Raw genomic sequence first — 16,765 nt, 5'->3', positions numbered from 1 at the left:
TAACTTTTATGTCTCTAGTTTAAGAAAATGGGGGCAAAAGAAAATGTCCCATCTTGGCGTGTTATAGGTGTTACGCCAAAATGAGACATCTTATTCATTCATCACTGTTCTTTTCTTTCAAGTGCATTTTATAAACTTTTAATTATTTGCAACTTGTTTCCGTCAGTTTTCTTCCTTGTTTTCACGCTTCTCTAAAAGGATTAGTCCGAGGGCTGCAGCTGCCAGCAGTAAAACTATGATTCTTGAAACGTTATCTGTAGTATCATCTGTTCCGCCTCTTCTTGCTCCAAGAACTGCGGGCTCTTCTTCTGCAGGTGCTTCTCTCCTTGCTCCGAGAACTGCTGCCTGAGGAACAGGTGCCTCATTTATGACAGTAACTTCATCATCTGAGTATGACTCAGTAGTTTCAGGAGTCTCATCGATAACCTCTTCCTCAATCTCACCACTTTCATCCTCAATATCTGCACTGTCAGGTAATGTAGTGGAAGTCTGTTCCTTTGTAGGCTCAGGATCTTTTTCTACCTTCTCTTCCTTTTTCTCTTCTTCCTTCTTCTCCTCTTCCTGAGGTACCTCTTTCCATATAGCGTAAAGAGTATTGGTCTCCTTTGGAAGATTATCTGCGCCAACCAGGTCACCTTCTACAAAATCAGGCTCTGTAGCATCAGGATTCTCATTTGCCCAGCCAAGGAACTCATATCCGGGTCTTGTGAAAATATTTCCTGCTACTGTAATAGGAGCATTGATCTGAATTTTGCTGTAGGTAGCTGTAGTCTTGTCTGCAGAAACCGTAAGGTTCTTTGCTGTGTCAGATACAAGTGCTGTGGTTGCAGGTGAAGCTGCATCTCCGTTACCGTTATAAACGATCTTTGTAAGTCTGATGTCTTCGTTGGTATCAGGTACATAAACCGCGCGAAGTCTTATTATGTACTGATATGAAGGTGTATCTGTATTTGCATCCTGTACAGGCTGCATCCTTGCATAATCTCTGGTTGCTGTAAGGAGATTACCGGGCTTAAAGGTAATATCAGATTCTGTTAAATCTCCTGCTCTGCGCATTACTTTAGGGCTCATGAGAACCCAGTGATCAAAGCGCTGACCCTTAGGTGCTTCTGCTGTATTATCAAGTACTTCTGCCTTTGCCTGATCCTTATAAAGAGTAGGATCTACAACTACCTGAAGATCATTGGGTTTTCCAAGTGCTACATCATATTCGATGTTAATTCCGTCAGCGCCTTCAAGTTTGCCGCGCCATCTTGCATAAAGATCAATCTTTCTGTCAACCCAGTAACGATTTTCATTGGCATCCTTATTGGTCTCTACTAAAACATCTCCCCACTTATCACGCTCAGTACTCTCAGTCTGATCATAAGGTTCTGTGGTTTCCTCTGTCATTGCATATGCATCGAAGTTGAAAGGATGCTTGAACTCGGGGTCTGAATACCAGCCGATAAGCTCATAATCTGCTCTGTGTACCTGGTTTATACCCACGACCTTCTTTCCATAATCAACCTTGAAGCAGGTTGCCTGTCCTTCTGCACCCCAATCCAGTGTAGTATCGCCTGATGCATTTGTGTGCAGGAAAACACGATACTCTTTGCGGATCCACTTTGCATATACTTCAATACCGCCCTGAGGCATTGTGGCATTTTGGAAATCAAAAGGATCACCAGTGCACTCTTTGTCGCCATACCATCCTGCGAAAACAAATCCGTCGTAACTTGAAGGCTTGAAGCTTCCTTCTGATGCTACGCTGGCATCAACCTGGATGGGATCACTTTCCTTAATAAGGCCGAGGCTTTCGTACTCATCAAGGATTTCTTTGTGATTTGCACCGCTTACATATACACCGTCGTAGTAAAGAACCTTATTGGTACTTCTGTTGTAGAAGAAACTTACATGACGGTTAAGATTTGCCTCTCCTGTGGGATGAGTATTTCCTACATTTGTAAAACCATTGTATGCCGGGGGCTTTTGTCCTTCATACTCAGATGTTGATCTTGCACTTACTTCCTCTACAAAGTAGTAACTCTTAGTTATTCTCTTACCATCTTCTTCATAGGTAAACTGCTGAATTTCCTTGCCCTGAGGAGGTTCTTCTCCGTCTATCACATCGAAGAAAATCCTGTAAGTGTACTGATACTGCTGCTTGTCAAATCTGGCTGTGAGATAATTACCTTCCGGCTCTTTCCAGTTGCCAAGTATATGATAATCAAGTGTATCAATCTTACCCTTTACTGTATTTCCGCCGTTTCCACCTGTTGATGTCTTAAGAGGAGCACCATCCATAAGGATCCAGCTTGTCATTCTGGTATAGTTTCTGGCACCGCTTGAGTTGTAGCCGCTATTGCCCTTCATGACATTGTAGAGAGCCTCAAACCTGTCGTAATCAGGCCAGTTATTACCAAACTGATCGCCGTAGGTGATCTCTACCGGTATGTAATAGTAGTCGCCATCCTTTTCTGTTGTAGGGAAAGCGTTCACGAGACTGCTGTCTGTTATTGTGAAACGCGCATCTGTCTCATAGTGAACAAATTCATAGGTGTCGTTACCTAAATCTTTTGCATATCTGAATTTGATGGTGTAAGTAATTCTTTCAAAGATTACGTTAACAATTGCATTTCCTTCTGTCTTAATAACTACGTTCTCATCGAACTCCTTAGGTCTGAATCCAACTATTTCAATCTTCGTTTCATTGTTGTCTTCATCTTTTACCAGAACAGCATCATAATCATTGAGCTTAATTACGTTTTTATCTATAGTTGTTCCTACTAAACCCTGTCTTACATATGTTCCATAATAGGAAGTGCCGCCTGTAAGGTTTTCAGTCCATACAACTACTCTGTATTTTGCCTTAAGATTAGGTGACCAGCCTGCGTAAAGTGTTGTTCTCTCACTTATGCTGCTGTTAAATACGAATTTATCGCCTGTAGGATGATCGCCCACGTTTTCAGGCTTATTCTGATACCATCCATCGAAGATATATCCATACCTTGTGGGAGCTGTAGGCTCTGATGTAATATCACCTTCTTTTACAAACTGAGGAGCGGTATAGCTTGATCCTGTTCCATTGCCTTCGAATGAAAGCCAGTTTCCTTTAGGTGTATATGCCTTGAAAACTACGTTTCCTGTGATTGTGATCTGATCACTGTTTTCGTACTGAGCAGGATTCTTCACATTCTGAATATTGCTCTCTGTACCCTCTACAACTTCCCAGCCAAGGAATGCCTTATCGGGATCGTAGGGTGTGTACTGCTTATCGATGGTGTAAGGACCATTTTCAGGATTCACAACCTCGTTTTCAATTACTGTGCCAAGCTCATCCTTAAATGTAACTGTGTAGGACTCTTTATAAACAGCTACCAGAGTAACCTCTTCATTTGCTGCCAGTCCTGTAAGATCTACGGCTTCACCAAGCTTAACCTGAGTATCAGGATTTCCGTCATCATTAAGTGTGAACCAGCCTTCGAATACTTTACCTGCGTGGTAAGGAGTATCTATAGCTGCAAGTACGTTGCCGCCTTCGATGTTTCTGAGGATCTGGTTATCAACCTTCTGCCCTGCTTCATTGGTGAAGAAGTAAGGTACGTAGGAATCTTCTTCATTGATATCGCAGAAGAAATATGTACGTGTGAAAAATTCCTCATCCTCTTCTTTTACTGTAACCAGTGCATAGATTGAAAAAGCATCACTCTCAAACTCAGCTGCATTGCCGCTTACTGTTGCACCGACTATTGATGTATCTCCTGAATCGTCTACGTGTACAACCTGTGCATCCTCCGCTTTTGCAAGCTCTGAGGAAGTCATCTTTACAGAGATGGCTTTTGCGGGCTCGATTTCTTCGCCGTCACAGTAGAAAGTAATGTCAACTGCGATAACCTTCTCAACTGTTTTTACTGAATCAGAAGTATCTGAATTAACTTCCTGCTCAACAGTATCCTTAACAGCTGCAATAACACCGCTGTCATATACGGGAGTAACTGTAACTGTTGTGCCTTCAGGAAAAGCACCTTCGGGAGCATCAATTGCAACATTTACGCCGCCTGCACTCTTGTTAAAAGTAACTGCCGGCATCTGCTGTTCTTCAGGATCCTGCGCTTCTTCTGCTTCAGGAACTGCTACAGCTTCTTCTGCAGGCTCTTCCGGTACTGCTTCACTTGCTGCTTCTTCCGGTAATTCATCTGCTGCCTGATCATCAGCTGCTGTGTCAGCACCGGTATCCTGCGAATTGTCTGTACCTGCCTGCTCTTCGCTGTCTGCAGGAGTCTCATCATTATTTACTTCTGTTTCTTCAGTGGGAATGTTTTCAGAATTGTCATTCTCAAAAACCGCCTCATCACCGTTATCAGCGTTTTCTTCTACGCTTTCTTCAGGTGCTTCTTCACTGAAATCTTCACTGGGCTGTTCTTCCTCATAGGAGTTGTCATCTACAAGTTCCTCTTGGATTTCCTCTGCTTCTTCAGGTTCCTCGTAGGATGGCTCTTCTTCTGTAGGAAGATTTTCCTCATTTATTTCCCCATTGTTTTCCAGGGACACTATATCAGTGTTCTCCTCCAGCACTTCTTCGCCCGTGGCATGAACTCTGGCTGATCCGAGATCACTACTCAGAGTAGTTGCTACCAGAATTAAACTGATTATGAATGCCCACAGTCTTTTATGGTTTTTACGCATATCTTGTTCCTCCTCATAAGAAACTGCCTCAGGTTACTTATCAAAACCGTGCTGAGCGGTTTTTGAATTATTAAGTTTTGATTTTCTATACTATAAGTGTAGCTGAAAAAAGAGATGCGTAGGATACGGAAAATGAACAGTTTCATTCAAAATTCGTACTTGACAAGCAAAAATTATTGTGCATTGATATTGATTTTATGATTAAGCCTTAAGAAAATCACAATATGATCCGATATAACAAAAAAGATTCCCTAAGAGACTTCGGATTTTTCCTCTGTCTGCTTAGGGAATCATTTTTAATTATCACCAATTCATGCAATCATCAGATATGATTGGCAACCTCAAATGCATCCCAGATTCCATACATGATATTGGAAACCTGTCTAGCATCACCAAGAAGATAGATCTCGTCCACATCATTCTTGTGTGCTTCATAAAGAGTATTCTCACTTGCATATCCAACGCAGAGTACTACGCTGTCTGCATTGATCTCTTTTGTCGCTTCACCAACTGAAGCTTTTAATACACCGCCCTTAAACTCAGTAACCTTGGCGCCTGTAACAACTTCTATTCCGTTGAAAGGAATAAGTTCTTCAAGCATCTCCTTGTTTGCTGTACAAAGAGGGCCATTAACTGCCATCAGTTTATCGAGAGCTTCTACGATAGTTACTTTCTTACCCTTCATAGCAAGGTCAAGAGCAAGCTCGCAGCCTACAAGACCGCCGCCCACAACAACTACCTTGTCGCCTGTTTCCTTCTCTCCAAGAAGAACCTGCTCAGCAGCATATACCTTGTCATCATCACCAAGAGAGAACATCTTGGGTCTTGATCCTGTTGCAAGGATAACCGCATCGTACTGAGGATCAAGAATCTCTTTTTCTGTAGCCTTTGTATTAAAGTGAACATCTACTCCAAGGCGAACCATCTCATCCTCATACCACTTTGCAAGTGCAAGGTCATCTTCCTTAAAGGAAGGTGCACCGCCGGGAATAAGATTACCGCCAAGACGGCCTGTAGCTTCATAAAGAACAGGCTCATGTCCGCGCTCTGCAAGAACTCTTGCAGCTTCACTTCCTGCTACGCCGCCGCCCACAATAAGAACCTTCTTCTTTTTGCAAACAGGATTGTACTGATTAAGTCTCTCTTTTCCTGCCTGAGGGTTAACTGCGCAGTTAGTAAGTGAATATGCCTGAATACGTCCCATACAGCCTTCCTGACAGCTTATGCAGGGACGGATCTGACTAAGAGCGTTCCTTCTGATCTTGTTTACAATATCAGGATCAGCCAGAGTAGGACGTCCAAGGGAGATCATGTCGCACACATCACTCTCAAGGCAATCAAGTGCCAGATCGGGATTATCCACACGACCTGCCATGATAACCGGAATATTTACATTTTCTTTTGTAATCTTGGCAAACTTTCTGTAAGGAGCCTTCTCCATATACATCGGGGGATGATTCCACCACCATGCATCATAGGTTCCTGCGTCTACATCGAGGGCATCATAGCCGAATTTCTCAAGAAGCTTTGCTGCCTCAATACCCTCTTCGATATCGCGGCCCTTCTCTTCGAATTCTTCTCCGGGAAGTGCACCCTTACGGAAATCCTTAACCATACTCTTAAGTGAAAATCTCATTGCTACAGGGAAATCCCAACCGCAGGTCTTAGCGATCTCTTCTCGGATTTCTTTGGCAAATCTGAGTCTGTTTTCAAGGGATCCGCCATATTCATCTGTTCTGTGATTGAAGAATGAAATAGCAAACTGATCTATCAGATAGCCTTCATGAACAGCGTGGATCTCAACGCCGTCAAAGCCTGCACGCTTAGCGTTATAAGCACCTTTTCCAAAACTCTCAACGATGCCGTGGATCTCCTCAACTGTAAGGGGACGGCAGGTCTTATCAAGCCATCTGTGGGGTATTGCTGATGCTGAAACCGGCGGGAATTCGCCAAGGTTTGTGGGAATAGTAACACGGCCAAAGCCGCCGCTCATCTGCAGAAAAATCTTTGCTCCATAGGCATGAACGCGCTCTGTCATCTCACGGCTTGTTCTTACGAACTGAACCGGATTATAAGTTGAATTGGGTGTGTTGGGGAAAGAGGGCTTTTCCACCTCTGTGTCGGAAAATGTAACACCGGTGATAATAAGACCAATGCCTCCCTTAGCACGTCTTGTGTAATAATCAATTCCCCTGTCGTTCCAACCGCCTTCACAATCGCCAAGACCAAGGGGTCCCATAGGCGCCATAGCATAGCGGTTTTTGATTTCAAGCCCGCGGATCTTAATGGGCTCAAAAAGCTTTTGATACTTCATTTTGTAACCTCCTACCTTCTTTTTCGGCGCCGCAGCGCCAACCTCCTCAATACAATATTATAAGTCAAACAGGAGGTTATAGAAAAGAAAAAACGGCCACTATGTGACCGTTTTGGGGAGAAATATGAAAACACTTCTTACCATCTGTAAGTTGCGATATACTCTGTATCATCCGGTATTGCAAGACCCGGATCGCTTATCTCAAGTTTGGGAGAAAGTCCCTTAGAAACAAGCTCTGTCTCAAAGTGGTACATTCCGATTCCCACATCAATCTTCTGAAGATCGTAATCAGGAGTTGCAAAGCCCTTGTCTTTCTTCTCATAAAAATGTGCTGCGTTTCCATCTATAACTACGCGCCAGGGCTGCTTATTTACTGCAGAAGGTGCAACTCTTACATTTTCAAGAGCTTCAAAAACTCCGGCAGCTGTTGCCTTTTCCTCAGAAAGAGGTGTATTGAAATCTCCCTCGAAGAAGAGCTTATTAAAATCAATACGGCTGTCTGCCTTAACGCCCTTACGCATCAGAGTTTCCTTAATTGACATCTTTTGCGCAGGCTTTCCAAGAGGACTCATGCAGGGCATGATCTCATTTGCTGCAAGACCTGTTGCATTCTCGAATTTTTCTCTTGGCATTGTTCCGCCAATCCACACGGTACCAAGTCCCATCTTGTGTGCATGCATCAAAAGAGCTTCAAAGGCATACCCGTAAGCTTCATCTGCATGTTCACCTTTTATAACAACTGCACTCACATAGGTTTTCTCACCTGAAAGCACGGGACTTGAAAGACTGTTTTCATCCTTATCAAGGAATACAAATCTAACCTGTGCGCCATAAGGATTGTTTATTGTTCTGGCAAAATCCTTAAGCTCGCTCAGCACTGAATCATCAAGCTTTTGTCCATCAAAGGTTCTAACACTTCTTCTGGTTTTCGCCAATTCCAAAAATTCGCTCATTACTTTTCCTCCTGATCAAATCCCTGCATAACCTGCGCCACTTCATTAAGATAGCACTCTTCCTCCTTTGCAAGGATCTCTTTATTTTCTTTTATTGATTCACTAAGAAGCTTACTGACAGACACGAAATGAAGATTATCGACTGCTGCCAGGGTCTTCAGCACCACCTGCTGATACATGGGGCCCACACATAAAAGCTTAAGGGCTTCATCATCGGAGAGATACCCACTTGTCATAATTCCAAGAGTATTGAAAATAGTATCATTTGCTATGGGACCCACTATTACATCATACTCCGAAAACTCATCAGGCTTAATCCTTCTGTTGGAAAAAATGTATCTAAACCACTCTTCATCTCTGTCTAAATACTTTATCTTAAGTCCGCTCTCATCCAGCTCATAGGTGTTCAAAATAACGTCCTCTCCGGACTTCTCTCTTGCCCACCTGGTTGCAAATTCATAATCCTTTGTAACGTAAAAGCCCTGTCCAAAGTCTGCATTTTTGCGGCCTCTGTGAAGGTCCGGACGCATTATAAGTTCATATCCTGCATGAAATACTTTTATCATCTGATTACCTTATTTGAATCAATATCTGTTACGGGATGATTATACCACTTTTGCCATTTATTGCAATTTAATTGTTTAAAATGTTTTGCAAAAATTTTTAGACCCCTTTTTTCAGTTTCCACGTCGGGTCTGCTTGCATGTTTGAAGGGGTCTATGGTCTTCCGCGGCGTTCGTAGCCGGTTTCCTGATAATATCTTGCCTTTTCTTCGTACATATACTTATCAGCTATTTTCTTTAACTCTTCTATTGTAGCATCCGGATAGTCCTTATGGGCAGCATATCCTATGGAAACCGCAAGACTTTCACTATAGCTTCCGCTCCAGGCTGTTACTTTTTCCCTGATATTTTTATCTATTGCAGAAATACTGTTGGTGTGAATAATTGCCGTAAACTCATCTCCGCCAGTTCTGTAGGCTTTTCCCGAATCTCCGATAGCAGATGCAAGGCAGTCCGCGGCAGCAATAATAAGCTCATCACCGGCAGCATGTCCGAGAGTATCATTCGTGGCCTTCAGCCTGTTGATATCGATGGAAGCAAATACAAGGTCGTCTTCCATGGACTCATATTTATAGCGGGCAAGGTCATCATCAAGACTTCGCCTGTTAAAGAGCTGTGTCAGTTCATCGGTCAGAGATATCCTGATCAGATCCTCCTCACGGCGCTTATCCATATTTATATTCTGAACCGTAAATACCACTATAAAAGGAACGCCCTTTTCATCAGCTTCCACGTTGATATACTGGGCACGGAACCAACCGGTATCTGAATTTACGAACTCGCCATAGATAAATCTTTTCCCTGTAAGTCTCTTTTCCAGGGTCCTTAAGTTGGTAAATTCCAAGAACTCTTCCAAATGATCTTCGGAAACATGTTTTTTTATCTGATGAGTCATAACTGTGTGTGCATGCTTCTCAAAGTCAAGATCATGTACATTGTAGGACTGATCACTGAGGGATGTCTCTGTCATGGACTTTAGATCGATCAGATTAACATTGTCATAGACCTCTGCCATAGAAAACAGAATGTTCATCTGCTTTTTCAGTATGTCTGCGCTCTCCCGTGCTTTCTTATTTTTGTCCATAAGTGCGGAAAAATAATCCTTAAGAAGATTGGTCAGAGTGATTCCGCCAACCAGCATAACGATAGTCTCAATTGTATAGCCCAGCATGGCGTTAAGGAAATACTCAAATGCCGAATTGAATTTCAGATTTATGGCGTCATAATAAGGTGACACAAGCCAGTTTGCGATAAACATTGCAGCATAGTTTGTGGCAAGCGTCACAAAAAACAGCCTGGCATCGCAGAACAGAATACTTAGAAGCGGTACAAAAAACCAGGAAATATTAATATGAATATGGTTATATACCATGAACATCAAAAGAAGCTCCATGGCAATAAGAGCCAGCATTCCCACATGTTCAGAGTAGGGCCATATCCTGATAATAAGCGTATGAAGAACTGATACGACCAACATGCATGCAGATACTATGACGCAGGTATAATAAGTAGCAGCTGAAAAAACACCGAACTTTATGCCCACAGCAATAGCAGGCCCTGTAAAAATACAGAACCACAAAACCGTGTTTAAGTATCTGTTTACCATCTTCCTGTTTTCCTTAAGAAAAGATGGATAATCAGTCACTTCGGTAATATTCTGTTTCAGATCAGCAAAGCTCATTCGCGTCATGTGTATTACCTGTAAAACAAGTTGTTCAGCTGTACATTTATTTTACAATAGGCTATTTATAAAATGCGGATTTGCAGAAAACTTTTAGAGAATGTTTAGAAATGAAGTTGAGCGCAATAATGGTGCGGTTTCTGATAAGACAATAAAAAACGCAGCATCGGTTTCCCTTTGCTGCGGAGTGAATGGTATTTTTTAATAACTCGCTTAACGAACTGTCACGAGATCATCAGCGAATCTGATAAGAGCTGCCTCTATTCTGCTATAATCTGAAGACTCAAGTCTGCCAAAAGGCTTTCTGTATGTAGTCGCAAAATCCATAAATCCAAGCTCTTCCATGAAACTCTCAAATATTCTACGCATAAGTCATCTACCCCCTAATAAGTATCTAACGTTTGTTATACCTTCAATCAACCAACAATGTGAATGTGCTCCATGCAATGTGTACACTCAACATCGTCCTGCATTACATCTACTGTTACATTCTCATGGCAGTGCGGGCAGCTGATTTCCATCATCTGTGTCTTTGCTGCTTCTGCTGTCATGTGGCTGTGGAAGCCTGCTCCTGCAACAATTGTAATTGCTGTAAGTACCATTGCGATTCTCTTTGTCATGTTTCCCTCTCTCATTTCTATACCCCTCTTCTCTATTCACAAAACTGTGTGTTTTCTTCGTTTATCTTGTTGATGATGTTATATTATCAATCCATCTATCACAGTTTTATCACACAATGTCCAACAAATGTCTAACACACCAATTCTGCTGCTTTTTACACTTGTTTGACATTAAGAAGTGGGTATGCGAACAAGTTCGCATGACAATATTTACATCGGCACCAGGGGTGGAAATATTTAGGGTAGGATTCTATCTCACAAATTCTCCATGAAAATCATAGGATGGGCGGTGCAGAAGGGTGTTTCCTTCATGTACAGGCCTAAGGTCTCATCGTTGTCGTCCATGAGGACCACTGACATGGGATCGATGTCAGGGAAAAGTTCTTTTATCTTGTCCTTGACTATCTCCGGCTTTTTAGAGGCATCCAGAGTGTAAAAGCAGTGGGATGCAGGGATTCCGTAGAAGCGCTCCACCATCTCTGACTTCCATGATTCATGACCGTGGGGCTCTCTGGAGATACAATAAAGCCTGTTTACGTCGTGACTCTGAATATATTCATATATCGGGTTCAGCCTTTTGCAGTCTGCATATATGTTGACGTCCCTGAATTCGGGCGTGTAGTCAAGCTCGTGGTGCGCATGATGGTCACCATAATTGTAGCTTGTAAGTGTCCCGTCTATATCAAAGAAAACCACGGTATCAGGCTTATGTAATATTTCCCAAATCTGTCCCATTTAGTGAACTCCTAAACTAATATTTTCCGGCTTTTAATTCGTCAGCTTTTCTCCGGAAAAAGCTCTTTCATCAGTCTGAAGAAGATGAGGAGGATGAAGAAGAATCTGCTGCGCTTTCTCTATCCTTGATCATGTGCTGCAATGTGATAAGAATTGCAACTACATTCTTTTCATATTCAGGCTTGTAGATGTCGATGCAGTATTTATCATGGATTGAGAGCATCTTCTGAGCTATTACAGCAATGATGTCTCCATATTGATCATACAGTTCAAAATTAAGGCCAAGTATATTGCCCCTGAGCTGCCAGCCTAGACCCTCGATATTCGTGATGTCTTTTATGAGATGGAAAAGCTCGTTTGAAACCTCAAAAGAAGTTCCGTCTGCCATAGTTACAAAATGTCTCTCGTGGAGAGTGAAGAATTTCCTTTCGATGTGAGCAACCTGATTTCCTAACGCATCGGTTATATCTGTCTTATCGTGAAGAGAAGGGAATTTTGTCTCAGCATGATATACCACATTTTCGCCGGCATCGGTTATATCGATCTTATGATGAAGCGTAAAAACTTTTGATGTTGTAAAAAGTGACTTTGCAGGTTCACCAAAACGATCTACGTTATTGACATTTGCAACCTCTCCGGCTTCTCTGAATCTGTGTACCTTTGAAAATACTCCCATACTTCCCCATCCTTTCTGTTTTCACCATTAGTTACTCAGAATGATTTATAGCCACACTCTGATTTCTCCGGGCCGTCCACACCGGACTCGTAATGCGCTCTGAATTCCATGTTAATCTCACGGATTTCCTTAAGTCCATCGATGTAAGGCTGATACATTTCTGCCAAACCACCCATGCAACCATCACATGAACCGCTGATATTTCCTATGGACTCCGCAACTATCTGCTCGCGCTCTTCCTTTGTAGTATCTTTGATTAAAATTGATTTCATTTAAACCCTCGTCCCAAATTAAAACAGCTTTCTACCGATCCAAATGCAGATGCAAGCGCCGACAACAGGAACAATCATGCTTCCGATGATACCTGTTGCAGTAAAACCAATAAGCTTAAACAGGTTATATCCTACGATACTACCAATTACGCCAAAAATCATGTTTTTCAGCATTCCTGATTTCTCGCCCATGATCTTGCTGGCAATAAAACCTGCAAGCATTCCCCATAACAAACTCAAAACTAAAGTCATAACAATAAGTATAAACATACCTTTTTCCTCCAACTCTTTTCGGCCCCCGGGTTAGTGGGCACCTTTTATATGATAGCCTTTTTTTCGCCCGGCGCAAACCGTTTTCTTTGTTATGTCTTAAGTATATTTTGGTTTCATGGTTAGTTACATGCCGGTTATTGCAATTCCGATAATCATATTTTCTACAATTAGGTAAAATAGAAGTCTTCTTCCGCATCCATACTGTCTTTGTGGTATGATGGTAGCAAATTCTTTTTCGATAATAATGCAGGAGAAAATACACATCTATGAATTTGACAGAAAAAACTTACATAACCGATAAAGGCACAATCCATTACTGGACCTGCGATACACCTGAAAAAGGCAAGCCGGAACTTGTTTTTCTTCCGGGGCTTACAGCAGACCACAGACTCTATGAAAAACAGCTTGAATATTTTGCAGGAAAATACAGGATATTTGTCTGGGATGCGCCGGGACATGCATCTTCCTATCCCTTTAAGATGACTTTCAGTCTCGAAGATAAAGCAAAATGGCTGGATGAAATTCTGAAGCTGGAAAACTTCAAAGAACCTGTTTTCATTGGACAGTCTATGGGCGGATATCTCAGCCAGGCGTATGCCTGGCTTTTCCCTGATAAAATGAAAGGCTTCATATCCATAGATTCTGCGCCTTTGGGAAGAGGTTACTACAGATCATGGGAACTGTGGGTCCTTTTCCGAATGGAGCCAGTTTATAAGAAATACCCCTGGAAGCTTCTCCTTAAGCAAGGAACCGAAGGTGTTGCAACAACCGATTATGGACGCTCTTTAATGCACAGTATGATGATGACTTACGACGGTGACCAGCCAAGATATGCTCTTTTGGCGGGCCAGGGCTATAGAATTGTGGCTGAGGCTATATCAGCAGATCTGCCCTATGAGCTAAAATGCCCCACCCAGCTTATCTGCGGCACCAAGGACCAGGCAGGTTATTGCAAAAGATACAACAAGGCATGGCATAAAAAGACCGGCCTCCCCATCACATGGATAGAAGGAGCCGGTCACAATTCAAACACTGATGCACCTGATGAAATTAATAAACTCATATCTGATTTTGTAGAAAAGCTTAGTGTTTCGTTGTGAGTACAGAATCAGAAATTTTGACTTCATTCAGACAAAAGCATCTGTATACTTATTTTTTTCTCTTACATAAAAGATAAGCAATCAATCCAGCAAGAGCTGCAGCGCCAGCTATGATGCCAGCCACAACGCCGCCGCTAAGGCCACCTGCACCGGAAGTAGCTTCGGTAGCTGCATCGCCACCGGATGTGCTGCCTGTTTCACCAGCAGTAGTTCCTTCCTCTTTGTCGTTGCCCTCATCACCTGCAACAGTGCTGTCATCGCCATCATCACCGGCAACAATATTGTCATCTCCCTTAACAAGCACCAGAGCAGAAATGCCGTCAACACTCACACTGCCACTTACCTTGCCAAAAGAATTAACGCCGGCCTTCATGTCTTTTACGCAAACATCCCATTCACCTTCAGGAAGCTCAACTGTAGTTTCTTCAGGATTAGGATTGAATACAAGGAAAATTCCCTCAGCATTCTCACCTGTAACACCCTTATCAGCGTTATCCATAGAGAAAGCAACTACATTTTTATCAAGTCCCTCCACAGGCACAACACGCTTTGCAACATCGTCTGCGCTTGTAAGTCTGAGAAGACCATGCTCTTTTCTGAAAGCAATAAGTCCCTTATAAAAATCAAGATTAGCTTTGTATTCCGGATCGTCCAAGGTCTCCCACTTGATGCAGTTTATCTCATCCCCTGAGCTATAGCTGTTTTCATCAAAGGTTCCGTCTTCTTTTACTTTCGTTCTGAGAATCTCTTCACCTGCCTGCATGAAAGGAATTCCCTCTGCAGTCATATAGAAAGCTGCTGCCAGATTACTCATCTTTATCCAGGATGCTCTGTCTAAATCCTTTCTTGCAACGGCGATCCTGTCAAACAAAGTGTTGTTGTCGTGACAGGATGTGTACTGCACGATCTGGGTAGGGTCCTTACTCCAGCTCTCAGCAGCCATGAAAGAGGTTGTCATCTGACGCTCTTTTCCTTTGGAGCCGGAAGCCCAACCTGTCTCAGCAGAATTGAACACACTACCCTTTAAGCCATCACGAATATTGTCATTAAAATATGCAAATCCGGGAGTCCTTCCCGAAGCCTGCTGCGTAGCAAGAACTACGTCATCCTTGGTTACATCTGTGTTCATGCTCCAGCCTTCGCCGTAAAAAATAACATCGGGATGTGTCTTGTGAACCTCAGTCACGATCTCATTTATCGTATCCACATCAAGAAGTCCCACAAGGTCAAATCTGAAACCGTCGATGTGGTACTCATCTGCCCAGTAGCGAACAGAATCAACGATATATTTTCTAACCATGGAACGCTCGGAAGCTGTGTCATTGCCGCAGCCCGAACCATTTGAATAAGTGCCGTCATCATTTATTCTGGAAAAATATCCCGGAACAAGTCTGTTCACGCAGAAATCTTTTCCGCTGTAAACATGGTTGTAAACAACGTCCATTACAATTGAGAGTCCGTTGTCGTGGAGAGCTTTAACCATCTCCTTTGCCTCTGCCACGCGAACCTCGCCGTGATAAGGGTCAGTTGAATATGAACCCTCAGGTACATTGAAATTCACAGGATCATAGCCCCAGTTGAACTGATCTGAAGTGGGTGAATTCTCATCAACAGATCCAAAATCATAGAAGGGAAGGATGTGTACATGTGTCACACCAAGGTCCTTTATATAGTCAATTCCCGTGCTGCTGCCACCTGCAGTCTTTGTGCCCGTTTTGGAAAAAGCTGTATATTTTCCCGCATCACCGATTCCACCTGCCTCATTAACAGAAAAATCCCTTACATGAAGCTCGTAAATAACTGCGTCCGTGATGTTCTCTCCTGCGTGAGGATTTTTATCGCTATCCCAACCCTCAGGATTTGTGCCTTCAAGATCTACAACCATGGCTCTTTTGCCGTTGACGCCGGTTGTCCTTGCATAAGGGTCGCAGGCCTCCACATTAAGACCATCTATAACAGCGGTAAAAGTGTAGTAGGTTCCTGCTTTATCTCCTGAAACCTCTGCTACCCATGTACCGTTAACATCGGAATTCATCTCAATTTTCTCTATGAGATTTTCCTCCCAGGGATCTCCTGACTCATACAGATTCAGGAAAACTGTCTCAGCAGTGGGTGCCCAAACTCTGAAAACAGTCTTGTCCTTACTGTAAACAGCGCCAAGATCATCGCCTTCATAAGTGAACTTTTCCTCAAACTCAGGTGTCGAATAAACGATGGGCATGATGATCTGATACTCCTCATCCTCGAAACCAACCCTGTAATTTCTGTTCACATCAAGCTCTTCTGCGATTGTCAGATCATAGTAAAACTCGCTCTCGGAAGCCTTCTCTTTTAATGCCACCTCGGTAACCTCAGTTTTGCCCTGTCTTCCGATCACATAAAAAGACTTCTCCTGATCGGCATCAAGCTCTCCTGTAAAAAGTACCGTAACTTTATTTTTCCCGTCATAATTTGCACTCTTTAATTTTGTCCCCGTCACAACATCATCTCCATATTCTTTAACTGCGCCTTCTACGCCTGATTCAACGTAGGCATGTACTGTTCCTGATATAACCTCTGAAATGTCAATGTACTGATCCTGCTCGATGTCTTTCGTCCAGTCCTCTGTCCTGACGATAAAACCGACTCTTGTAGCTCCCGCAGGTACTGTCATGGTCGCAACCATATCCCCGTCCTCTTCTTCAAAAGGATAACCTGCTCCTTCGCCACCATCCGACCAAAGCCATACATCCCATAGTTCGTAGTCCCCATCCTCCCTATGATAATGCAGTTTCAGTGTGACCCCCTCATCCGCTCTTACCTGCATGGACACTCCTAAATCCGACAGGAAAAGCGTTGCTGCCATGACGAAAGCCATGACAAAAGTGATACCTCTTTTTGCTCTTTTCACCTCGACCTCCCAAGTAAAAA

The 16,765-nt window shown here is 42.9% G+C and carries 13 protein-coding genes; 1 reads left to right on the top strand and 12 read right to left on the bottom strand.

Translation table 11 applies throughout. From position 1 onward, the window contains the following. Positions 1–162: 162 nt before the first annotated feature. From G603_RS0112070 to G603_RS0112020, 11 genes are all read right to left on the bottom strand, one after another. Positions 163–4,668, bottom strand: coding sequence for an InlB B-repeat-containing protein (locus G603_RS0112070; protein ID WP_026670384.1), 4,506 nt, complete (start codon positions 4,666–4,668; stop codon positions 163–165). Between the two features lie 322 nt (positions 4,669–4,990). Next, positions 4,991–6,982, bottom strand: a complete 1,992-nt coding sequence (locus G603_RS0112065) for an oxidoreductase (RefSeq protein WP_026670383.1) — start codon at positions 6,980–6,982, stop codon at positions 4,991–4,993. A gap of 137 nt (positions 6,983–7,119) precedes the next feature. Further along, complete coding sequence (locus G603_RS0112060) at positions 7,120–7,935, bottom strand: nitroreductase family protein (RefSeq protein WP_026670382.1); 816 nt, start codon at positions 7,933–7,935, stop codon at positions 7,120–7,122. Next, positions 7,935–8,501 carry a DUF3990 domain-containing protein gene (locus G603_RS20235; RefSeq protein WP_051207801.1) on the bottom strand — a complete coding sequence of 189 codons (567 nt, stop codon included), beginning with the start codon at positions 8,499–8,501 and terminating at the stop codon, positions 7,935–7,937. The genes G603_RS0112060 and G603_RS20235 overlap by 1 nt, the downstream gene beginning before the upstream one ends. 151 nt (positions 8,502–8,652) lie before the next feature. After that, the gene (locus G603_RS21570) at positions 8,653–10,188 is read right to left on the bottom strand and encodes a GGDEF domain-containing protein (protein WP_026670380.1); all 1,536 of its coding nucleotides are present in this window, start codon (positions 10,186–10,188) and stop codon (positions 8,653–8,655) included. A 204-nt stretch (positions 10,189–10,392) separates the two neighbouring features. Beyond that, positions 10,393–10,548, bottom strand: coding sequence for a hypothetical protein (locus tag G603_RS22400; RefSeq protein ID WP_155831018.1), 156 nt, complete (start codon positions 10,546–10,548; stop codon positions 10,393–10,395). Between the two features lie 47 nt (positions 10,549–10,595). Then, a complete protein-coding gene (locus tag G603_RS0112040) occupies positions 10,596–10,814 on the bottom strand; it encodes a hypothetical protein (RefSeq protein ID WP_026670379.1) in 219 nt (72 codons plus the stop codon). A gap of 240 nt (positions 10,815–11,054) precedes the next feature. Then, positions 11,055–11,534, bottom strand: coding sequence for a hypothetical protein (locus tag G603_RS0112035; protein ID WP_026670378.1), 480 nt, complete (start codon positions 11,532–11,534; stop codon positions 11,055–11,057). 70 nt (positions 11,535–11,604) lie between these two features. Beyond that, positions 11,605–12,210 carry an LURP-one-related/scramblase family protein gene (locus G603_RS0112030; protein ID WP_026670377.1) on the bottom strand — a complete coding sequence of 202 codons (606 nt, stop codon included), beginning with the start codon at positions 12,208–12,210 and terminating at the stop codon, positions 11,605–11,607. A 35-nt stretch (positions 12,211–12,245) separates the two neighbouring features. Next, entirely contained in the window at positions 12,246–12,482 is a 237-nt protein-coding gene (locus G603_RS0112025; RefSeq protein WP_026524969.1) for a hypothetical protein, read from the bottom strand. An 18-nt stretch (positions 12,483–12,500) separates the two neighbouring features. Continuing rightward, positions 12,501–12,752 (bottom strand): GlsB/YeaQ/YmgE family stress response membrane protein, encoded by a 252-nt coding sequence (locus tag G603_RS0112020; protein WP_242829648.1) that lies wholly within the window; start codon positions 12,750–12,752, stop codon positions 12,501–12,503. 269 nt (positions 12,753–13,021) lie between these two features. On the opposite strand from G603_RS0112020, the gene G603_RS0112015 reads away from it, so the two are divergent. Then, complete coding sequence (locus tag G603_RS0112015; protein WP_330367648.1) at positions 13,022–13,855, top strand: alpha/beta fold hydrolase; 834 nt, start codon at positions 13,022–13,024, stop codon at positions 13,853–13,855. Positions 13,856–13,904: 49 nt separating this feature from the next. Here G603_RS0112015 and pulA read toward each other — a convergent pair whose 3' ends face one another. After that, the gene (gene pulA, locus G603_RS0112010; RefSeq protein ID WP_026670375.1) at positions 13,905–16,745 is read right to left on the bottom strand and encodes a type I pullulanase; all 2,841 of its coding nucleotides are present in this window, start codon (positions 16,743–16,745) and stop codon (positions 13,905–13,907) included. Between the last annotated feature and the right edge of the window lie 20 nt (positions 16,746–16,765).

Origin of the sequence: Butyrivibrio sp. AE3006 (assembly GCF_000424165.1) — a bacterium.
Taxonomy (GTDB): domain Bacteria; phylum Bacillota; class Clostridia; order Lachnospirales; family Lachnospiraceae; genus Butyrivibrio.
The sequence above is the reverse complement of the archived record's forward strand: the minus strand, read 5'-3'. Positions and strand labels throughout refer to the sequence as shown.